Source organism: Cetobacterium sp. 2G large, assembly GCF_014250655.1.
GTDB lineage: Bacteria > Fusobacteriota > Fusobacteriia > Fusobacteriales > Fusobacteriaceae > Cetobacterium_A > Cetobacterium_A somerae.
Map to the genome: position 1 here is coordinate 638,368 of NZ_JACHTH010000005.1, position 20,456 is coordinate 658,823.

Annotated in this window: 20 protein-coding genes and 2 riboswitches; of the genes, 13 read left to right on the forward strand and 7 right to left on the reverse strand. The window is 27.3% G+C overall.

The window, feature by feature from the left end; genetic code table 11:
• Nucleotides 1-52 precede the first annotated feature (52 nt).
• A riboswitch (purine riboswitch) is annotated at nucleotides 53-150 on the reverse strand.
• A 359-nt stretch (nucleotides 151-509) separates the two neighbouring features.
• Together H5J23_RS05865 and H5J23_RS05870 are read left to right on the forward strand one after the other, a co-directional pair.
• Nucleotides 510-1,430, forward strand: coding sequence for a branched-chain amino acid transaminase (locus H5J23_RS05865; protein WP_185891294.1), 921 nt, complete (start codon nucleotides 510-512; stop codon nucleotides 1,428-1,430).
• Nucleotides 1,431-1,446: 16 nt separating this feature from the next.
• Nucleotides 1,447-2,856, forward strand: a complete 1,410-nt coding sequence (locus tag H5J23_RS05870) for a carbon starvation protein A (RefSeq protein WP_040406452.1) — start codon at nucleotides 1,447-1,449, stop codon at nucleotides 2,854-2,856.
• Nucleotides 2,857-2,899: 43 nt separating this feature from the next.
• Here H5J23_RS05870 and H5J23_RS05875 read toward each other — a convergent pair whose 3' ends face one another.
• Together H5J23_RS05875 and H5J23_RS05880 are read right to left on the reverse strand one after the other, a co-directional pair.
• On the reverse strand, nucleotides 2,900-4,129 hold the full coding sequence (locus H5J23_RS05875) for a pyridoxal phosphate-dependent aminotransferase (protein ID WP_023052194.1): 1,230 nt from the start codon (nucleotides 4,127-4,129) through the stop codon (nucleotides 2,900-2,902).
• A gap of 157 nt (nucleotides 4,130-4,286) precedes the next feature.
• Entirely contained in the window at nucleotides 4,287-5,909 is a 1,623-nt protein-coding gene (locus H5J23_RS05880; RefSeq protein WP_185891295.1) for a nitrite/sulfite reductase, read from the reverse strand.
• 168 nt (nucleotides 5,910-6,077) lie between these two features.
• On the opposite strand from H5J23_RS05880, the gene H5J23_RS05885 reads away from it, so the two are divergent.
• Nucleotides 6,078-6,587 carry a hypothetical protein gene (locus H5J23_RS05885; protein WP_185891297.1) on the forward strand — a complete coding sequence of 170 codons (510 nt, stop codon included), beginning with the start codon at nucleotides 6,078-6,080 and terminating at the stop codon, nucleotides 6,585-6,587.
• Between the two features lie 20 nt (nucleotides 6,588-6,607).
• Here H5J23_RS05885 and H5J23_RS05890 read toward each other — a convergent pair whose 3' ends face one another.
• The 3 genes from H5J23_RS05890 to H5J23_RS05900 form a co-directional block, all read right to left on the reverse strand.
• Nucleotides 6,608-7,165 carry a flavin reductase family protein gene (locus tag H5J23_RS05890; RefSeq protein ID WP_023052191.1) on the reverse strand — a complete coding sequence of 186 codons (558 nt, stop codon included), beginning with the start codon at nucleotides 7,163-7,165 and terminating at the stop codon, nucleotides 6,608-6,610.
• A gap of 68 nt (nucleotides 7,166-7,233) precedes the next feature.
• The gene (locus H5J23_RS05895; RefSeq protein ID WP_023052190.1) at nucleotides 7,234-7,770 is read right to left on the reverse strand and encodes a hypothetical protein; all 537 of its coding nucleotides are present in this window, start codon (nucleotides 7,768-7,770) and stop codon (nucleotides 7,234-7,236) included.
• Between the two features lie 12 nt (nucleotides 7,771-7,782).
• On the reverse strand, nucleotides 7,783-8,619 hold the full coding sequence (locus tag H5J23_RS05900) for a MurR/RpiR family transcriptional regulator (protein WP_185891299.1): 837 nt from the start codon (nucleotides 8,617-8,619) through the stop codon (nucleotides 7,783-7,785).
• Between the two features lie 207 nt (nucleotides 8,620-8,826).
• On the opposite strand from H5J23_RS05900, the gene H5J23_RS05905 reads away from it, so the two are divergent.
• The 4 genes from H5J23_RS05905 (at nucleotide 8,827) to H5J23_RS05920 (ending at nucleotide 12,351) form a co-directional block, all read left to right on the forward strand.
• On the forward strand, nucleotides 8,827-10,236 hold the full coding sequence (locus tag H5J23_RS05905; protein ID WP_185891300.1) for a YfcC family protein: 1,410 nt from the start codon (nucleotides 8,827-8,829) through the stop codon (nucleotides 10,234-10,236).
• Between the two features lie 15 nt (nucleotides 10,237-10,251).
• The gene (locus tag H5J23_RS05910) at nucleotides 10,252-11,427 is read left to right on the forward strand and encodes a M20 family metallopeptidase (RefSeq protein ID WP_023052187.1); all 1,176 of its coding nucleotides are present in this window, start codon (nucleotides 10,252-10,254) and stop codon (nucleotides 11,425-11,427) included.
• 65 nt (nucleotides 11,428-11,492) lie between these two features.
• The gene (locus H5J23_RS05915) at nucleotides 11,493-12,005 is read left to right on the forward strand and encodes a flavodoxin domain-containing protein (protein WP_023052186.1); all 513 of its coding nucleotides are present in this window, start codon (nucleotides 11,493-11,495) and stop codon (nucleotides 12,003-12,005) included.
• Entirely contained in the window at nucleotides 11,995-12,351 is a 357-nt protein-coding gene (locus tag H5J23_RS05920; RefSeq protein ID WP_185891302.1) for a DUF309 domain-containing protein, read from the forward strand. The genes H5J23_RS05915 and H5J23_RS05920 overlap by 11 nt, the downstream gene beginning before the upstream one ends.
• Nucleotides 12,352-12,384: 33 nt before the next feature.
• Here the strand turns inward: H5J23_RS05920 and H5J23_RS05925 are convergent, their stop codons facing one another.
• A complete protein-coding gene (locus H5J23_RS05925; protein ID WP_185891304.1) occupies nucleotides 12,385-13,413 on the reverse strand; it encodes a hypothetical protein in 1,029 nt (342 codons plus the stop codon).
• Between the two features lie 117 nt (nucleotides 13,414-13,530).
• A riboswitch (purine riboswitch) is annotated at nucleotides 13,531-13,631 on the forward strand.
• Nucleotides 13,632-13,731: 100 nt separating this feature from the next.
• Here H5J23_RS05925 and H5J23_RS05930 point away from each other — a divergent pair.
• From H5J23_RS05930 to H5J23_RS05950, 5 genes are all read left to right on the forward strand, one after another.
• Nucleotides 13,732-15,102, forward strand: coding sequence for an amidohydrolase (locus H5J23_RS05930; RefSeq protein ID WP_023052183.1), 1,371 nt, complete (start codon nucleotides 13,732-13,734; stop codon nucleotides 15,100-15,102).
• 15 nt (nucleotides 15,103-15,117) lie between these two features.
• The gene (locus H5J23_RS05935) at nucleotides 15,118-16,443 is read left to right on the forward strand and encodes an NCS2 family permease (protein WP_370523822.1); all 1,326 of its coding nucleotides are present in this window, start codon (nucleotides 15,118-15,120) and stop codon (nucleotides 16,441-16,443) included.
• Between the two features lie 104 nt (nucleotides 16,444-16,547).
• Entirely contained in the window at nucleotides 16,548-17,108 is a 561-nt protein-coding gene (locus H5J23_RS05940) for a manganese efflux pump MntP family protein (protein ID WP_040406450.1), read from the forward strand.
• Nucleotides 17,109-17,117: 9 nt separating this feature from the next.
• Complete coding sequence (locus H5J23_RS05945) at nucleotides 17,118-18,089, forward strand: metallophosphoesterase (RefSeq protein WP_023052180.1); 972 nt, start codon at nucleotides 17,118-17,120, stop codon at nucleotides 18,087-18,089.
• Between the two features lie 119 nt (nucleotides 18,090-18,208).
• The gene (locus H5J23_RS05950; protein WP_185891305.1) at nucleotides 18,209-19,144 is read left to right on the forward strand and encodes an NAD(P)/FAD-dependent oxidoreductase; all 936 of its coding nucleotides are present in this window, start codon (nucleotides 18,209-18,211) and stop codon (nucleotides 19,142-19,144) included.
• Nucleotides 19,145-19,172: 28 nt separating this feature from the next.
• Here the strand turns inward: H5J23_RS05950 and H5J23_RS05955 are convergent, their stop codons facing one another.
• The gene (locus tag H5J23_RS05955) at nucleotides 19,173-19,334 is read right to left on the reverse strand and encodes a hypothetical protein (RefSeq protein ID WP_023052178.1); all 162 of its coding nucleotides are present in this window, start codon (nucleotides 19,332-19,334) and stop codon (nucleotides 19,173-19,175) included.
• A 115-nt stretch (nucleotides 19,335-19,449) separates the two neighbouring features.
• On the opposite strand from H5J23_RS05955, the gene H5J23_RS05960 reads away from it, so the two are divergent.
• Complete coding sequence (locus H5J23_RS05960) at nucleotides 19,450-20,427, forward strand: MBL fold metallo-hydrolase (RefSeq protein WP_185891307.1); 978 nt, start codon at nucleotides 19,450-19,452, stop codon at nucleotides 20,425-20,427.
• Nucleotides 20,428-20,456: the final 29 nt, after the last annotated feature.

A 20,456-nucleotide genomic window follows, 5' to 3' on the forward strand; every position in this document is an offset into this window, starting at 1 on the left:
TGTGTTGCCTCCTAAATAAAGTATACCCAAAACTCTACATAAATAGTTATTAACTTTTATATTAATAAGCCATAGTAATCAATTTAAGGTTGATTGTAGAGACTCCTCACCGTATTTGAGGTATATATGAGCTAAATAAATAATATCAAGAAATTCTTTTTTGTGCAAGATATTGTTAAAAAAATAACAAAAAAATTATAGTTAAAATAAAAATAAAAATATTTTTTCAAAAAAAGTTGACAATTATAAAAAAATAGTTTATTATTTGTCTTAATAAAAAAACAAAAGGAGGAAAAAAATGAACACTAAATTTAAAGTAAACTTTTTATTAGTACTGATAATAATAATAAGCTCTATGGTTTGGTGTTAGATGAGATTTTTCTTCTAAGTATTCAAGCCTTATTTTAGTATAAATTTAAGGCTTGAGCGATAAAAAAGTATTTTAAGGCTTGAGTCTATGTAGATTTCAAGCCTTTTTTATTATTTATAAAAATTTGGGAGGAGTTAATATGATTGAGACAGGAAGAATTTGGTTTAATGGAGAATTAAAAGAGCATGATGATGCAAAAGTACATGTATTATCACATGTACTACATTATGGGTCTGGATGCTTTGAAGGAATAAGATTATATAAATTAAAAAATGGGAAATCAGCAGTATTTAGATTAAAAGAACATATAGACAGATTATATGATTCTTGTAAAATTTATAAAATGGAAGTTCCTTATACTAAAGATGAATTTATAAAAGGTATTTTAGATACAATAAAGACAAATAAATTAGAAGCTGGGTATATTAGACCGCTAATTTTTAGAGGTTATAATCAGCTTGGAGTAAATCCAACATGTAATCCAGTAGAAGCTATAATAGCAGCTTGGAAGTGGGGGGCTTATTTAGGTGAGGAAGGACTGAAAAATGGAATAAAGGTATGTGTATCTTCATGGAGAAGACCTGCACCAAATACTTTACCAGCTTTAGCTAAAGCTTCTGGAAATTATTTAAGTTCTCAATTGATAAAAATGGAAGCATTGGACATGGGATTTGAAGAGGGATTAGCATTAGATTATTTTGGAAATATAAGTGAAGGAAGTGGAGAAAATATTTTTCTTGTAAAAAATGGAGAACTTCTAACACCACCAATGGCATCTTCATCTTTAGCAGGAATAACAAGAGATGTAGTAGTTAAAATAGCTAAAGATTTAGGATTAGTAGTAAAATATGAAACTTTACCTCGTGAATTTTTATATTTAGCTGATGAAATATTTCTAACAGGAACAGCAGCGGAGATAACACCAGTTAGTTCTGTAGATAATATAAAAGTTGGATGTGGAAGTAGAGGTGAGATAACAAAGAAAATTCAAGAGGAGTTTTTTAAAATAGTTGAGGGTGAAAATGAAAAGTATCGAGAGTGGTTAACTATAGTTGAGTAAAAAGGAGGATGAAATTATGAAAAGTTATTTTATTGGTGTAGTTATTTTAATTGTTGCATATTTAACATATGGAAAATATTTAGAAAAGAATTTTGGTATAGATAATAGAGAAACACCAGCTTTATTAAAAGCTGATGGAGTAGATTTTGTAGAAATGAATTGGATTAAAAGTTTTCTAGTTCAATTTTTAAATATAGCAGGTTTAGGGCCGATTACTGGAGCCGTAGCAGGAGCTATGTGGGGCAGCTCAGCTTTTTTATGGATTGTATTTGGAACTATTTTTGCAGGAGCAGTTCATGATTATTATACGGGAATGATTTCTATGAGAAATAATGGTGAAAATATGCAGGAGTTAATTGGAAAATATTTGGGAAATAGAGCAAAGCTTTTTACTAAATATTTTTTAATTATATTATTAATTATAGTTGGAGTTGCTTTTATTACAGGTCCAGCAGAGATTTTACAATCATTTACAGGAATTAACAAAGAGATTTGGTTAACTTTGATTGTAGGGTATTATATAGTAGCTACACTTCTACCTATTGATAAAATTATAGGAAGAGTATATCCTTTGTTTGGAGGAGCTTTAGTTTTAATGATGTTTTTATTAATTGGAGCAATGCTAATAAAAGGAGTAAAAATACCAGAAGTAACTTTAGAAAATATGCATCCTAAAAAATTACCAATATTTCCTTATATGTTTGTTGTTATTTCATGTGGAGCAATCTCTGGATTTCATTCGACACAATCTGTCTTAGTAGCAAGATGTTTAAAAAATGAGAAAGATGGAAGAAAATCATTTATGGCAGCTATGTATTTAGAGGGCTTTGTAGCTTTGACATGGGCAGCTATATCTTTAGGATTTTTTAATGGAGTAGAAGGGTTAGCAGGAAGTGGAGGGGGAATGGTAGCTGTTAGCAAAATGATCACTGGACTTTTAGGAAAATATGGACTGGTGTTTACACTGTTTGGACTAATTGCTTTACCAATCACAACAGGAGATACAGCTTTTCGAAGTGCAAGAGTTACAATTGCTGAAGTTTTAAATTATAATCAAAGCTCATTGAAAAATAGATTAATAGTAGCTATTCCATTATTTTTATTAGCTGGTTTTTTATCACAATTTGGATTTAATACTCTTTGGAGATATGTTGCATCTACAAATCAATTGCTAGCAACATTAGGTTTATGGACATGCACATATTATTTTATAGAGAAAAAAAGAAATTATTGGGTGGCAGGAATACCAGCAGCTTTTATGAGCGCAATGATTACTTGTTATTTTTTAGTTGCACCAGAAGGATTAAAGTTAGATAATATGTACTTGGTATATAGTATAGGAATTTTAAATTTTATTTTGGCATTAATAGTTATTAGTTTAAAAAACGCTAAAGTAAACAAAGAATTAGATAAAATAATTATATAAAATAAAGCAGGAGATAATTTAAAAACTATCTCCTGCTTTATTTTTAAGAAATTGCTATTTTTATTTTTTTTGCGAGATTATAAACTTTATGCTTTGGTATACTACAAATAGCTATCCTAATACCACCTGGAATAATTATTGCAAAAATATTTTCATTTTTTAATTTTAATTCAATTTCTTTTTCTAAACCTTTTGAAAAGGGTATTGTTATGAAAAATCCACTTTTATAAGGTAAGATATTAAGATTAACAGCTGCAGCCTCACCTAAAAAGATTTCAGAACGTTCTTTAATCATATTTTTCATATAGCCTTGTTCTAATAAAAGTTGTCTGTACTTCTTTCTGTTTAAGACAATATTACTAAATAGAGTCATTCCTCCTTTTGAGATATTAGACCAAACACTTCTACAAGTATAAAGACTTGCATCTGTAAAATTATCTATAGTGTCTTTTGATGAAGAGATTGCTATTTGTGCTCCGACTCTTAGACCATAACAACAAAACGATTTTGACATACTAAATGTAATCATCATAAGAAGATTACTAGGAAGATTTTGATAAAACACACTTAAATCATTTTTTTTATTGTTAAAATCCATGTAGGCAATATCATTAATTAAAATAATATTGCAAAGAGTACATGCTTCTTTTAAAATATTCATAAGAGATTTTATTTCATAAGATGATAAAGTATATCCTGTGGGATTATGACAGGGATTATTAAGAACAACAACCAAATTCTTCTGAATTTTAGCTAATTCTATAACTGAATTTTTAAAATTAATTAAATCAAATTTCCCTTTTTTATTAAAAAGAGAGTAAGTTTGATATCCGCCACCAACTTCTTTACTCATAAGCTTATAAGAGCTCCACATATAGTTAGGAAGAAGAACCACTTCACCAGGATTTATATAATTTTTAAAAGTATTATATATAGCACCGCTACCACCAGGTGTTGCAATAACTTCACAAAAATTATTTTTAAGAATATTAATATGATTTTTACCAAAAATATATTGCTTAACAGCATCGATAAATAATTCTTCACCGTTTATACTTGAAGAATAATTGAAAAGATCTTTGTCTGATAAATTTTTATATTCGTTATTAACAATATCTAAAGTGTGCATCTCTTCATTATCATTATAAAAGATTCCTAAAGTTGCATTAATTACATTTTCTTTACCGTATATTTTAGATGCTAAATCAGCATTTTTAGCAATTTGAAAACCATTATCGAAAATTTTTTTACTTTTAGAATGTTCAGCCAACATAATAATCACCTCTTAAATTTCTTTTAATGTAATTTTAAATTAAAAAAATATATAAGTCAAGATAAATTAGAAAAATATTTTAAATAAAAATATAAATAAAAAAATATTTTCAAAAATAAATAAAAAATAAAGAGAAAGTGAACTCTCTCTTTATTTTTTAAAACTCTTCTAGTCTTCTTTCATACATATACTGTGTGAAAGTTAAATCATAAACTTGTAACATCTCTAGATAGTCTTCAAATAATCTTCTAACAAGTAATGGAATTTCATCAATAGGAATAATCAAGTTAGGTATTTCAAATGCAAGAGATTGAATAGATTCAGTTAAAATTCCACCCATATAAACTTGCATACAGTCTGTTAAAACATCATTTATTCTCTTTTTTAAACCAATAAATCCTAGAGGAGCAACTGGAATACCAGCACATGAACTAGGACATCCTGAGATTCTTATGTTCTTAGCTTCCTTAAATATAATTTTTCTATATTGTGGATAAAGATTAGCTAAATTATCTAATTCAACAGCAATTGAATCAGCTATAGAAACAGAATCTTGAACTCCAATCATGCAAACTGTAGATCCAACACAAGCTCTAATTTGGCCTCTTATTGAAAAAGATTCACTTACAATTTCAGGAATTTCATTATTTAAAAACTCATAAATATATGGTAAAGCTGACTTATGTACCATAGGAATAACTAGATTTTGGTTAATAGTAGCTCTAACAATAGGAGAGTTTATGTTATCTAAAAGATTAGCTAATTTTTGAGCATGCTCTTTTGATAAATCTCCATTTTTTACATAAAGAACTAAAGAAACAATATCTTTAAATTTAGTTTCTTTTACACAGAAGTCAATCCATTGGTTATAGTTTTCATCAGTATTATTTATTTCAAATTTAGTTAAATTAGGAATAAAGTTAGCGTAATCAATAGGTTTAATAATACCATTTTCAACAGATTCTTTATTAAAATATTCTAAGAAAAGTTTTCTAAATCCATCTATTCCAATTTTTTCAACTAAAAATCTAAGTCTAGCCTGCATTCTATTAACTCTATCACCACGATCATAAAAAAGCTCAATCATAGCTTTAACTGCTTTTAATAAATCTTCTTCAGGTAAGAATTCAAGTAAAATGTGTCCAATTTTACTTCCTCTTCCCATTCCACCACCAGCAAAAACCTTAAAGCCTTTTTTACCATTGATTTCTTTAGCTACAAATCCCATATCTTGTACAGCCATTACAAATTCATCATCTGAGCTATTAGAAAATCCAATTTTTAATTTTCTTCCAAAATCAAAGGCTTTATCAATAAAAAAAACTTCATTTTCAATCATTTTAGCATAAGGAATAACATCAAAATTACTTTTTTTGTCAACACCTGTATATGTAGAGACTAAAATACTTCTGAAAGTATTTCCACCACCACCTCTGAAATACATCTCTTTATTATTACAAAGCTCAATAGTAGATTTAACTTTATCAAAATCAACTTCATGTAGTTGATAATTTTGTCTTGTTGAAAGATGCAAAAAAGGGATGTTTTGTTTAAACATAATATCTACTAAATCTTTAAAGTTTTGTGTAGAAAGTTCTCCACCAACAGCTTTAAGTCTTAACATCATTTTTTTACCTTTTTGTTCGTAAATTCCAAATTTAGAACCTTTTTTCTTTAAATCAGGTGACTTAATGATATTATTAGTATAATCGATAATACCGTTTTCAAGTTCTAAATATTGATTTTCAATTTCGTTCAGTTTTTTTGTGATTCTTTCCATTTCTATCTCCTTTATTCGAACATATCCGATTTTAGTATTTTACAACTTTTTGAATATTAATTCAACTATTTTATAAAAATAGCTTTTAAGAAAAAAGTATTATAAAAATTACATATTATATTTTTTATGTTATAATGGATCATATCATATTAAAAACGGGAGGAAAAAATGAAAAAAGTATTATTTATGATTTTCTGTTTATCACAATTAGCTTTTGCATATAAGGCTAAATCAGAGGATTTGTCAAAGTATTCAATAGAGAACTATAATCCTCAAATTCAAAAAGCTATTAAAGATTCAGGAATAAAATATGATAAATTAGGGGAGATTTATGAAGCACCAAATCTAGGGTATTATAATTTTACAACAATCGAAAATAATGGAAAAGTAGTTGCATATGCAGGATTAACACATGTAAAATCTTATAATAAACATGAGGCATTAATAACAATTATTTCACCAGAAGGGAAACTTTTAGATTTTTATTTACCAGATGCAAATGAGAAACATCAAAATGTACATGATAAAGAGTGGATAAATAAATATAAAGGAAAAAATGCAGAGGAGTTACCAGTCGATTCTTTGGCAGGATCAACATTTCATGCAAATAGTGTAAATGGAGAGCTTAGAAATACTCTAAAAGCTTTTGAATCTAAAAAAGATACATTTAAAAAATAAAAAAAGCCCTTTTGGGCTTTTTATTTTGAAAAATTTTCTCCTAATTTCCAACACTTGCCAACTTTTTCTCCTAATTTATAATAGGATTTAGTAGGCATTTCAAAAAGAATAGGTTTCAAAATATCATAATTAATATTTCCTTCAGAATCAAGAACTTCAGATTTAATATGAGTATGTCTGATTTTTAAAATATATTGATTATGTTCCTTTGTTTCATAATTATCAGTAACTTCACACTCCATAACAACAGGGGAAATATTTATCATAGGAACATTTCTTATTCCTATGGTGTAATCAAAAACATTTGATTTATCGACTTTTCTGCCGCTAACAATTCCAACGAAATCAGCAGCTTCAAGCATATCTTCTGTTACAATATTAACAGAAACAGCAAGCTTATCTTTAATAATTTCATTACTAAAATGATTTTTTTGTATACTTAATAAAATAGAGTCATTTCCAATTATACCAATATGGGCAATATTAATCCAATTGACTTTTTCATATTCATCAATCATACCAACAATAACGGTTGGAGTAGGATATAAAGCGACAATAGGTCCTAAATTTTTCCACATAAAAATCACCTCTTAAAATTAAATTATATAATGAAATACTAAAAAAATAAAAAAATCCTTTTATAATTTTATTTTTGTAATATATCTTTTGGTTTATATGTTTCAAAGAACTCTTTATTAGCGATTCTATATATCTCAGAATAATCAAGAGGAGAAACTAAAAAGTCATCTTTTTTAACAATCATTTTTTCTCCCCATGGAGCTAGAATAAAAAAATCATTATTATTTTTAATTTTAACAACTTTAATTTCACCAATTGGTTTAAAGAAACTCCAAGTTTTATTTTCTTTTTTTAAAAAAGTATATCTTTTTTCAAATTTATCTTTAGTTACAATATATTCCTCTTTAGCATCCGTTGTATTTTTAACAATATAGCTAGGAATTGTAACTTGATTTATTGTTTCTAATCCATCTTTAGTATATGTTTTTATAGTTTCACCTATTTTTCCTTCTCTAGCTAAAATGGGTTTGAATTTTTCAAAAACAATACTACTTGTTAAAGAAGGGATAAGTTGCTCTTTTAATTGTTCCTGAGTTATAAGTAATGAGTTGTTAGCATAAAGTAAATTGCTAAGTAAAAGTCCTGTAAGTATTAATTTTTTCATATATCCTCCAAATTATTTATTTTCATTTAAAAGTTCATTAATATAAGCTAGACGCTTTTTAGAGTCATCATCTAAATTTTTACTCATAGAAGTTAGTATAAATTCTAGTAATGCTTGAGTCGAAATAATTGAATTAAAGTAACTAATACCTCGTATATCTGTAAATACAGTTATATCTCCAGTATTGGCAACAGGTGATGTTGATTTATCAGTAACTATAATAATTTTTGCTTCAGCTTTTTTTGCAATTTCAATTAATAGTGGATAAGTTTTTGAATATTTAGGATGAGCAATTATAAACAAGCAATCACCCTTTTGAATATCAACTATATTTTTTATAAGTTCAGAATTATTTTGATTATGTGTAATAACATTTTTTAATATAAAACCTAAACGTAGGCCGAAAAATGATGTGGCTCCAGAGACACTTTTAAAACCTATAATATATTTTTTATTAGAGTTAAAAAGTATATCAATTATTTTTGAAATTTTATCATAGGAATTTATATTTATTGTTTCTTCAATGTTTTTAAAGATTGAGTTCGTAAACGTTTCAATTAAATTATTTTTCTTTAAAAGTTCTTCGTTTAAACTTAATTTTTCAGATGGAGTAAGAATTTTATCACTTACTTGTTGCTTTAAACTATCTTTAAATTCTTTAAAGTTATTAAATCCTAGAGATTTAACAAATCTAATCACAGAAGTATCGCTTATTTGTAATTCGTTTGCAATATCGCTAGATGTTAAAAAATATATTCTATTTTCATTATGGAAAAAGAAATCTGCAATAATAGTTTCAGTTTTTGTTAAACTTTTATTTGCAACTCTTTTTTGTAAAGAATCAATCATAAGAATCTCCTTAAAAAATATTTATAATATAGCTTACCATATTTTTTTAAATATATAAATATGTAAAATCCTGAAAAAAAGACGAAGAAATAGAACATATGGTTCAAAAAAAAACTTGACTATAAAAAAATATCGTAGTATATTTATGATTGTAAATAAACATTTTTTGTTTAAAATAATTTTTTAAAAACATTTTTGGAGGGTAAAATGAGTAAAAAAGAAAAAAGTGGAAGTAAAATGAGTTTTCCACATACGTATGTAATTATTTTTGGATTAATTATTTTTGCTGCGTTATTAACTTGGGTTGTTCCAGCAGGACATTTTCCAAGGATAAAGGATGTTGCAACAGGAAAAACTATTATTGTTGCAGATCAATTTGCTTTTATAGAAAATACACCAGTTAATTTTTTAGATATTCCATTTAAAATTGTAGATGCACTAAATAAATCAAGTAGTATAATATTTTTAGTTTTAATAGTTGGAGGAGCATTTCATGTAATTATAAAAACAGGTATGTTCCAAGCATTAACAGCTAAAGTAACTAAAGTATTTTCGAATAAGGATGAGTTATTAATACCAGCTTTTACAACAGTGTTTGCAGTAGCATGTATGAGTATGGGAGTTAATACATTTATTGGATTTGCACCAGTTGCAATAATTTTAGCAAGATCTATGGGGTATGATGCAATAGTAGGAATTTCTATGGTAGCTTTAGGAGGAGCAATTGGATTTAGTACAGGAACATTTAATCCTTTTACAACAGGTGTAGCTCAGGCCTTAGCAGGATTACCGATGTTTTCAGGATTAGGTTATAGAATTTTCTGTTTAGTTGTATTTTTAGTTGTAACAAATATTTATATATTAAATTATGCTAAAAAAATAAAGAAAAACCCAGAATTAAGTGTAGTTAGAGATTTAGAAAAATTAGAAAATAACATTGAAAATGGTGAAAATGTTATGCCAGAAATAGAGAACAGACACTATTTAGTATTGGCAATTGTAATTGGATTATTTGGATTATTAATCTACGGTGGAGCAGCATGGCATTGGGGATTAAATCAAAGTGCTGCACTATTTATATGGATGGCTATTCTAGGAGGATTAGCTTATGGATTTTCACCTAGTACAATTGCAAAAGAGTTTGTAAGCGGAGCAAAAGCATTAGTATTTGGTGCTTTAATAATAGGAATAGCAAGAACAATTTCTATAATATTAGATGATGGTAAAATTTTAGATACAGCTGTTTATTATTTAGGGAATATGTTGGCATCTTTACCACACGTATTACAGTCTATTGGAATGTTCTTAATGCAATTATTTATAAATGGTTTAGTTACTTCAGGAAGTGGACAAGCAGCTGTAACAATGCCAATAATGTTACCAGTAGCAGACATGATAGGAATGACAAGACAAACAGCCGTTTTAGCATTTAATTTCGGTGATGGATTTAGTAATTATGTTCTTCCAACATCGTCAGCATTGATGGGATTCTTAGCAATAGCTAATGTATCTTATGAAGATTGGATGAAATATATGGGAAAATTATTTTTAATATGGATAGTAACAGGATCAATACTTATAATAATCGCAAATTGGATAGGATATGGTCCATTTTAATTAAAGGAGAAAGTTATGAAGCAAGAGATTTTACAAAATGTTGAGGAGTTAAAAAGTAGTTTAATTGATTTAGGGGATTTTATTTTTGATAATCCAGAAATTGGACTAGAAGAATACAAAAGCTCAAAAAAGATAATTGATATTTTAAGAATGAATGATTTTAAAATAGAAACTGGAATAGGTGGATTTGAAACAGCTTTTAGAGCAGTTTATGAAGTTGGACAAAATGGACCATCTATTGGTTTATTATGTGAGTATGATGCTTTAGAGGGAATGGGACACGCGTGTGCTCATCATATGCAAGGACCAAGTATAGTTGGAGCTGCTTTAAGTATAAAAAATCAATTAAAAGATAAAAATTATAAAATTGTAGTTTATGGGACACCAGCCGAAGAGACACTAGGTGCAAAAGTAAAAATGTTAGAAAATGGTTGTTTTAATGATATAGATGTTGCTTTAATGATGCATGGTGCTCCAGATACAACAACAGATGTAAAATCACTAGCGCTTTCAAATTTTACAGTTAAATTTCATGGAGTTAGGTCTCATGCAGCTTTAGCTCCAGAAAAAGGTAGAAGTGCTTTAGATGGATTAATCCTTTTATTTCAAGGGATTGAATTTTTGAGAGAGCATGTAAGAGAAGATGTAAAAATGCATTATACAATAACAAATGCAGGAGGGCCTGCAAATGTTGTTCCTAAATATGCAGAAGCAAAGTTTAGTATAAGATCTTATGATAGAGCTTATTTAAATCATGTTATTGAAAGGTTCAAAAAAGTGGTACAAGGTGCATCTCTTATGACGGAAACTGATTATGAGATTATAGAAACAAAAAGGTTAAATAATAAAATCCCTGTTTTGAAGCTTAATCAAATCCTTATGGATAATGCCGAATTGGTTAATGCTCCTAGATTATCTCCCCCTAGAGAGAAAACAGGTTCTACAGATTTTGGAAACGTAATGTATCATGTGCCTGGATCTTGTATAAGAGTAGCCTTTGTACCTCAAGGAACCTCATCTCATTCAGATGAATTTTTGTGTGCAGGAAAAAGTGAAGAAGCTCATAATGCTATAATATTAGGAGCAAAAATTTTAGCTGGAACTGCATATGATTTAATCACTAATAAGGAATTATTTAATGAAGTTCTAAATGAGTTTAAAGTAAATAAAGAAAAAAGTGAAAAAATTTAAATTAAACTATTGAAAAATCACATTTAAAATACTATACTTATGAGGTGTAGATGGAGGTGTGATAAATGAAGATAGGTGTATTTTATAGTAGTGCTAGAGGAAAGAGTGAGTTTACAGCTACTTTGATAAAAGATTTATTAAAAGAAAATTGTGATATATACAAGATAGCAGATACAGAGATTATTGAAAATTTAAAAAAATATAAAGCTTTAATTTTTATAGTTCCAACTTATGGTTTTGGAGAACCCCATGAAGATTGGAAAGATGGAATTGAGGTTATTTCAAAAGTTAATTTTGAAAATAAATCAGTTGGAATTATAGGAAGAGGAAATCAAGGATTTTATGCAGCTACTTTTGTTAATGGAATGAAACCAGTATATGATGCCTTGGTTAAAAAAAATGCCAATATAGTTGGATTTACAGAAGTTGAAGAGTATGATTTTGTAAAAAGTAGCGCAATTGTTGATGGAAAATTTGTGGGCTTACCTTTAGATGAAATATTTATGCTTCAAGAAATAAAAAGTAAATTGGAAGCATGGATAACAAATAATTTTGGTGAAATATTAAATGAAAAATAAAGAAAAATATAGGGAGTTTATGGATACTTTTCAAATTCAAAGAGATTTTTTTAAATGTCATGAAATCCTAGAAGAAATTTGGATAGAAGAAACCAAATGTGAGACAAGAAAACATGTATCAATAAATCTCTTATTAATAGCTGTGGGTTTATATCACTGGAGAAATAAAAATTATAAAGGTGCGATTCAAGTCTTGGAGAATTCGTTAAATAACTATGATGAAGTATCTAAAGATATAGAGAGATTAAATATAGATTCTAAATATTTAAAACAAAAAGTTTTAGGGGCTATAGAAAGTTTAAAAATAAAAAAAGATTATGAGGAGATTTATCTTCCAATATATTAGTAAAAAAGAAAAACCAGAGAAATCTGGTTTTTTTTAATTGATATTTATTAAATTATCTAAATCATAACGAATAATATTTGAGAATTTATCTTCTAAAATATTTTTTAAGATATCTCTTTCGTCATCGTAAAAAGTAGAATTATTATATTCTCTCATTTTAAGAGTATAGTTTTCACTAAATTCAAAATATTTAGTATGTGGAGCTGAATTTTGACTGTAAATTTTATAATAACCACTAACTGTAATTTTTTTTCGAATAATAAAAAGCTTTTCTTTTTCTTTGATTTCCTCTTTTGTTTCTAGAGTTCTTGTGTACACATTAGAAAAATTAAAATCTATAAAATAATTTTTAAAATTAGGTTTTAAAAAAGAGTTAAAACCTCTAAAAATTATGTAATTACCAAGGTTTCTATTTATATTCATGTCAGAGGCATACATCAAAGAATTTGTAAGAAGATAATCAAGCTGAGAAAATCCTCTAAAAGATGATCCTACATAAAGATTTATAGTTACATCATTTTCTAAATTTGAAATAGTACTATTAATGATATAACTATTTATATATTTATTCATTTTTTTATAAAAATTTATATTTTGAATTTTTTGATTACGACTTATGTAGAGCTTTTCATCTTTTAAAACAAAGTCTTCAAAAATTTTAGTAATTTTAACTTTGGAATTATTAAAATCATTATAATCAATCTTTATAGTAGGAAATTTAGTATGTATCTTTTTAAACTCTTCAATAGTTAGAAGATATAAGTTAAGTGCGTTTATATCTTGTTTAGTAAAATATTTATTTTTTAAAATATTGTTTTTTGTATTTGTTATTTCAAAATATTGTTTTTGATACTGAGATATTCCAACTTGAGATTCAGAAGAATAGTCTAATCCAGATATTAGTTCTAAGGTTCCATCCGTTGTCGTTCCTCTAGAGTTATATATATTTATAGCATTAGAAATTTTATTATTACCAATAGATGTCATTATAGCACTACAGCCTAAAAGAAAACTTAAAATAAAACTGATACCAATATATTTAGTATAAGATAAATTTCTCATAAAAATCTCCTTTATTTTTAATATAAAAATGTATTTAGATTATAACATATATAAAACAAAAAAAATAATAGATAATTTTTCACAAGAATATTGAAGTTTAAATACAAATATGGTATTATTAAAATAAAAAAGTTTACTCATATATTTTGGTAATATGGTCCAAAAGTTTCTACGTCCTAACCTTAAATCAGGACGCTATGGGAAGAGCTTATACTATAATTTTTTAAAATATGTTAAATATTTTAAATTTAATTTTAAGTGTAAATTCTATCCCAGATAGAGTTTACACTTTTTTTATTTAAAAAATGGAGGTTTTTTGTGAAACAAATCTTAATAAAAAATGCATATGTAGTATCAATGAATGAGAAAAGAGAGATATATAATAATGGTTCAATTTTAATTGAAAACGATTTAATAAAGGCAATTGGAAAAGTTGATGAAAAATCAATTATAGATACTGCAGAAATTATAGATGCAAAAGGGAAAATTGTATTACCAGGTTTAATAAATACACATGTTCATCTATCTCAGCAACTAGGAAGAGGAATAGCTGATGATGTAGATCTTTTAACTTGGCTAAGAGAAAGAGTTTGGCCTTATGAGAGTAACTTTGATTATGAAAGTTCATTAATCTCTTCAACTGCTTGTTGTGTAGAAATGATAAAATCTGGAGTCACAACATTTTTAGAAGCAGGAGGTCAGTATGTAGAAGCAATGGCTGAGGCGGTAAAAAATACAGGAATAAGAGCAGCTTTATCAAAATCAGTTATGGATGAAGGGATTGGATTACCTACAAATTGGATAAAAACAGCGGATGAAGAGATTCAAGTACAAAAAGAACTATTTGATAAATATAATAATACAGCAGATGGAAGAATAAAAATTTGGTTTGGTTTAAGAACTATTTTTAATAACTCAGATGATTTAATAATTAAAACTAAAAAAATAGCAGATGAATTGAATACAGGAATTCATATGCATATAGCTGAAATAGCAGCAGAAAATGATTATGTGAAAACAAATAGAGGAAATTCAACTGTTGAACATCTTCATAAGTTAGGGGCATTAGGACCAAATTTATTAGCTGTTCACACAGTGTGGTTAACAGATAGAGAGATAGATTTATTTAGATTATATGATGTAAAGGTATCACATAATCCAGCAGCGGCAATGAAAGTTGTATTAGGATTTGCAAGAATACCAGAAATGCTTGAAAAAGGGCTAAGCGTATCTATTGGAACAGATGGTGCACCTTCAAACAATAGAATGGATATGATGAGAGAGATGTATTTAACTTCTTTAATTCATAAAGGAAGAACATTAAATCCAAAAGTTGTACCAGCAGAACAAGTATTAGAAATGGCTACTATAAATGGAGCTAAGTGCGCGTTATTAGAAAGAGAAATAGGAAGTCTAGAAGTAGGTAAAAAAGCAGATTTAATAATTTTAAATCCAAATACAATTCATTCTTTACCACTTCATGATCCAATAGCTAATATTGTTTATACAATGTCAAGTGAAAATGTTGAATCAACAATGTGTAATGGAAAATGGTTAATGAAAAATAGAGAAATTTTAGTTTTAAACGAGAGTAATTTAATAGAGCAAGTGAAAATAAAATCTGAGGAGATAAAAACTAAGGCAAAAATAGTTTTACCAAACAGATTTCCTGTAATAGATATAATATAGTTGGAGGATTGTAAAGTGGAAAAAATAGTAACAAAAAGAAATATTTCATTAGATATATTAGAAAAAGTTTTTAAAATTGAAGAAAGAGGAAGTTCAATAAAAACAGAAGTTTTAGGTGGTCTTACAACATTTTTAACAATGGCATATATAGTTTTCGTAAATCCTGCAATTCTTTCTGCAGCTGGGATGGATAAAGGTGCTCTTATAACAGTAACTTGTTTAGCAACAGCTATTGGAACAGGAATTGCTGCTTTATGGGCAAATGCTCCCTTTGCTTTAGCACCAGGTATGGGGTTAAATGCATTTTTCACTTATACATTAGTTTTAGGACAAGGAGTTTCTTGGGAAGACGCATTGGGTGTTGTATTCATATCAGGACTATTCTTTTTAATTATGACATTAGGTGGAATAAGAGAAAAAATAGCTAATGCTATTCCTAGTGTAGTTTCTACAGCAGCAACTTCAGGAATTGGGTTATTTATAGCTTTTATAGGTTTAAAAAACATGGGAATAATAGTTTCAAATGAGGCTACATTTGTAGGTTTAGGAGATTTTTCAATACCAACTGTATTAGGGATCTTAGGATTAGCAATTATGGCTATTTGTGAAATAAAAAAGGTAAGAGGCGGTATTTTAATAAGTATTGCAGCAACAACAGTTATAGGGATGTTTTTTGGAATCGTTGATATTCCAAAAGCAATTATTTCAATGCCACCATCAATAAGTCCAATTTTTATGAAAATAAATATATTAGGGGCTTTAAAAATATCTTTAATAGGTTCAATATTTTCATTTATGTTTATAGATCTATTTGATTCCCTTGGATTTATGATGGCTTGTTACAAAAATATGGGATTAGTACAAGGGGATGAAGGTGCTAAAGGTTTAAAGAGGATGCTACAAGTTGATGTATCATCAACATTAATTGGAGCAGTTTTAGGGACGAGTACAGTAACTTCATTTGCAGAATCAGCAGCAGGAATATCTGCTGGAGCTAGAACAGGTTTAGCCTCTTTAGTAACAAGTGGATTATTTTTATTAGCTTTATTATTTACACCATTAGTTGGAATAGTACCAGGATATGCATCAGCTCCAGCGTTAGTATTGGTGGGAGTATTTATGTTTAAATCTATTGGAAATATAGATTTTACAGATATGAAACTAGCAATCCCTGCTTTTATAACAATTGTAATGATGCCTTTAACTTATAGCATTAGTATAGGTTTAAGTTTTGGATTTGTTGCATATATAATAACTCATATTGCAGCAGGAGAGATAAAAAAAATAAATGTAGCTTTATGGGTAATAGGTGGATTATCAATTTTAAATTTAATAGTATAAATTTATGAAGAGAGGGAACTCTCTTCTTTTTTTATTAAATAAATTGAGAAAAATCAAAAGAAAATGTATAATATAAAAATTGAAAAAATTTATTGGAGGAAATGATGGATATATTATCACTTGTATTAATTTCTATAGGATTGGCTATGGATGCCTTTGCTGTATCACTAACTGAAGGATTAGCAATGAAAAAATTAAGAAAAAGAAATATTTTAAAAATCGCACTTGTATTTGGAGGATTTCAGGCTTTAATGCCGTATATAGGATGGAAGATAGGTGGTGTTTTTGCAGAAAAAATATCACAATATGATTATATAATAACAACAATATTATTATTATTTGTTGGTGGAAAAATGATTTTTGATGGTTGGAAAGAGCAAGAGTGTGAGGAAGAAGGAAAGTGTGATATGGCTTCAAACTTACTTTTATTAGGATTTGCAACAAGTATAGATGCTTTAGCTGTTGGTTTTTCCTTTTCATTAGTTCCAAATTTAAATATATATTACTCTATAGAAATAATAGGAATAATAACTTTCTTAATAGCTTCTTTAGGTGTCTATTTAGGGCATAAAGTAGGGCATTTAATAAGTTATAAAACAGAGTATCTAGGAGGAGGAATATTAGTTTTAATGGGACTTAAAGCTTTTATTAGTCATTTTCTATAAGGAGAAATTATGGAACAATTGTTTTTAATAAACTTTATATTTTTATTGGCAATTTTACCAATTTTTTATATTAGAAGAACTTTTTTTAGGAGAAATATTTTTTTAGGTAGATTTTTAGGAAACTATATTTTTATAGCTCATTATATATTTTTTTTATTAGTAATTTTAGGCGTAGTAAATTACTTTTATCGATTAAGCAAATTGAACATAGTAACTATAGCATTTATAGTACTTCCAATATTTTTTATATATGCGTACTATAATTTTTCAATGGCAAAAGTAATAAAAAGTGAGATAAAATTAGAAAGATATAAAAATGGTAAAAAATTGAGAATAGCGTTTATATCAGATGTACATTTATCAGCTCTAACTAATAAAGAGAATATAGAAAACTCATTAAAAAGAATGAATGAGGAAGAACCGGATATATTATTAATCGGAGGAGATTTAGTTGATTTTAGTTGTAAAGATATAAAAGCAAATTTTACAGCTAGTTTTAGAGAGATTGAACCTAAGTACGGAATGTACGCGATTTTAGGAAATCATGAATATCATGGAGGAATAGAGGAAAATATAAAATATATTGAAAATCTAGGAATAAAAATTTTGAGGGATAGTGTTTTAAAAGTTGAAGGAATAAATATTATTGGAAGAGATGATATAACAAATAAAAAAAGAAAAAAGATAGCATATTTGAAAAAAAAGATAGATACAGATTTACCAACAATTTTATTGGACCACAATCCAAATTCAATAGATGAGGCAATTACAAATAAAATTGATTTAGAGCTTTGTGGACATACTCATAGAGGACAATTTTTTCCTTATAACTTAATAGTGAAAAAGATGTATAAAAATTATCACGGATATAAAGTATTTGGAATAACTCATACAATAGTGAGTGCAGGATTTAGTTCTTGGTTAATACCATACAGAGTAAATAGTACTAGTGAAATAAATATTATCGATTTATATTATTAAATGTATGGTTTTTTAAACCATACAAATTTTTTTAAAAAAGTTGACTCGTGATTCAAAATGTGATATAAATAACTTAAGAAAGATATTTTTACAAAACAGATTAAAAGGAAGTGTTGAAAATGACAAATGAAACAAAAAATTTCTATGATGCAATTATAATTGGAGGAGGACCTGCTGGAGTAAGTGCTGCAGTATATATTGCAAGTCGTGGATATAAACCTGTAATTTTAGAAAAAGAAGAAATTGGTGGAACAGTAGGTAAAGTTTCTTCAGTGACACACTACTTATCTGTGGATAATTGTGAAACAGGAGATTCTTTTAAAAACAAATTAGAAAGTCAATTAAAAGTTTATAATATAGAGGTATTAAAAGAAGATGTTATAGAAATAGATTTAGATAATTTATTAAAAAAAGTATCAACAAAGTCTGGAAATATTTATTTAGGTAAAACAATTATTCTTGCAAATGGAACAACACCAAGAAAATTAGGAATTTCAGGAGAAAATGAATTAAGAGGAAAGGGTGTTTGTTCAAATCCTTGGAAAGAAGGAAAAGAATATGCAGGGAAGGATATATTTGTAGTTGGTGGCGCAGATGGAGCTATAAAAGAAGCTATTTATTTAGCTCAATTTGCAAAAGAGTTATCAATTATTCATTTTGAAGATTCATTGGGAACAATAGCTGAATTTAAAAATAAATTAGAAAAACTAGAAAATGTAAAATTATATTTACATTCAAGATTAACAAAAATAAATGGTAAAGATAAAATTGAAAGTTTAGAAATTACTGATGAGAAGACAAAAGAAGTAAAAGAGATAAAATGTGGAGGAGCAGGAGTGTTTGTTTATGCTGGTGCAACTCCTAATACAGAAAAATATAATAAATTAGAATTAGAAAATGGATTTATAAAAGTAAATTCTCAAATGAAAACAAATATAGATGGAGTATTTGCAGCAGGAGATATTTGTTGTAAAGATATAAGACAAGTTGCAACAGCTGTTTCAGATGGAACAATAGCAGGAATAAATGCAGCTAATTATTTGAAGACAGTATAAATGAAAAAGAGGACAGAAGTCCTCTTTTTTAATCGTTTTTCTCTTGATCTTCTTCGCCTCTGACTTCACTTGCTTCAGCTTCAACATTTGGATCTAATATATCTGGAGCAGGAGGAGTTTCTTTTTTTTCAGTAGAGCATACACATGTTTTAGGAAGTTCAACTTTAGGTTTGTTACAACATTTTGACATAAAAATCACCTCTTTAATTTCTTTAACATATTCTTCTTATTAGGTTTAAAATTTCCTTTAATAATGTTAAAATAAATTTATAATATTTTTATTAATAATATTTTGGAGGGATTTAGTGAAAAAATTATTATCAACAATTTTTTTTATTTCATCATTAGTATCTTATGCTGAAGGGTTTCAAATTATTACTTTGGGAAGTGACGGTGGAGTAATGGACGGAAGTATTTCTGGATATCTTATAAGAGATAAAAATGATGAAAATTTTATAGCTTTAGATGCAGGAACAGTACTTCCTGGAATAAAAAGTGGATTAGAAAAAGAGAGTTTTAAGAATATAACTATACCTCAAGATACAGAGTGGAGTGATATTGGATATATTTTTAGAGAGAAAATAAAAGGATATCTGATATCTCATGGACATTTAGATCATATATCGGGGTTAGTAATATCATCAACAGAAGACACTGCAAAGGATATTTATGGATTGAATAGTACAATTGAAACTTTAAAAAACAATGTATTTAATTGGAAACTTTGGCCAAATTTTTCAAATGAAGGTGAGGGATTTAAATTAAATCAGTATAAATATCAGGTATTAGAACCAAATAAAATTAAAGATCTAAATGGTACAAATTTAAAGGTTACTGCATTTCCATTAAGTCATAGCAATTATGAATCAACAATGTTTTTATTGGAAAATAACGATGAATATATAGTATATTATGGAGATGTAGGACCGGATAAAGTGGAAAAAAGTAATGGATTAGAGGAGAGTTTTAAAGTTTTAGGACCTTTGATAAAAGATAAAAAACTGAAAGCGATAATGATAGAATCATCCTTTGATAACTCTAAAGATGATAAAGGTCTATTTGGACATCTATCACCAAGATGGATAAATGAAGAGTTTAAGGTTTTAGAAAAATATTCAGGTAAGGGGACATTAAAGGGATTAAATGTAGTTATAACTCATATAAAGCCTAGTTTAAAAAAGAGTGAGAATACGAGAGAGAATATAAAAAAAGAACTATTAAAGAATAATATACATGGTATAAAATATTATTTTCCAACTCAAGGAGAATCATTAGAATTTTAAAAAAACTAGCCTTAAGGCTAGTTTTTTTA

Coding starts and splice junctions, on each gene's coding strand:
- H5J23_RS05865 (WP_185891294.1), top strand. CDS start 510: ATGATTGAGACAGGAAGAATTTGGTTTAATGGAGAATTAAAAGAGCAT.
- H5J23_RS05870 (WP_040406452.1), top strand. CDS start 1,447: ATGAAAAGTTATTTTATTGGTGTAGTTATTTTAATTGTTGCATATTTA.
- H5J23_RS05875 (WP_023052194.1), bottom strand. CDS start 4,129: ATGTTGGCTGAACATTCTAAAAGTAAAAAAATTTTCGATAATGGTTTT.
- H5J23_RS05880 (WP_185891295.1), bottom strand. CDS start 5,909: ATGGAAAGAATCACAAAAAAACTGAACGAAATTGAAAATCAATATTTA.
- H5J23_RS05885 (WP_185891297.1), top strand. CDS start 6,078: ATGAAAAAAGTATTATTTATGATTTTCTGTTTATCACAATTAGCTTTT.
- H5J23_RS05890 (WP_023052191.1), bottom strand. CDS start 7,165: ATGTGGAAAAATTTAGGACCTATTGTCGCTTTATATCCTACTCCAACC.
- H5J23_RS05895 (WP_023052190.1), bottom strand. CDS start 7,770: ATGAAAAAATTAATACTTACAGGACTTTTACTTAGCAATTTACTTTAT.
- H5J23_RS05900 (WP_185891299.1), bottom strand. CDS start 8,619: ATGATTGATTCTTTACAAAAAAGAGTTGCAAATAAAAGTTTAACAAAA.
- H5J23_RS05905 (WP_185891300.1), top strand. CDS start 8,827: ATGAGTAAAAAAGAAAAAAGTGGAAGTAAAATGAGTTTTCCACATACG.
- H5J23_RS05910 (WP_023052187.1), top strand. CDS start 10,252: ATGAAGCAAGAGATTTTACAAAATGTTGAGGAGTTAAAAAGTAGTTTA.
- H5J23_RS05915 (WP_023052186.1), top strand. CDS start 11,493: ATGAAGATAGGTGTATTTTATAGTAGTGCTAGAGGAAAGAGTGAGTTT.
- H5J23_RS05920 (WP_185891302.1), top strand. CDS start 11,995: ATGAAAAATAAAGAAAAATATAGGGAGTTTATGGATACTTTTCAAATT.
- H5J23_RS05925 (WP_185891304.1), bottom strand. CDS start 13,413: ATGAGAAATTTATCTTATACTAAATATATTGGTATCAGTTTTATTTTA.
- H5J23_RS05940 (WP_040406450.1), top strand. CDS start 16,548: ATGGATATATTATCACTTGTATTAATTTCTATAGGATTGGCTATGGAT.
- H5J23_RS05945 (WP_023052180.1), top strand. CDS start 17,118: ATGGAACAATTGTTTTTAATAAACTTTATATTTTTATTGGCAATTTTA.
- H5J23_RS05950 (WP_185891305.1), top strand. CDS start 18,209: ATGACAAATGAAACAAAAAATTTCTATGATGCAATTATAATTGGAGGA.
- H5J23_RS05955 (WP_023052178.1), bottom strand. CDS start 19,334: ATGTCAAAATGTTGTAACAAACCTAAAGTTGAACTTCCTAAAACATGT.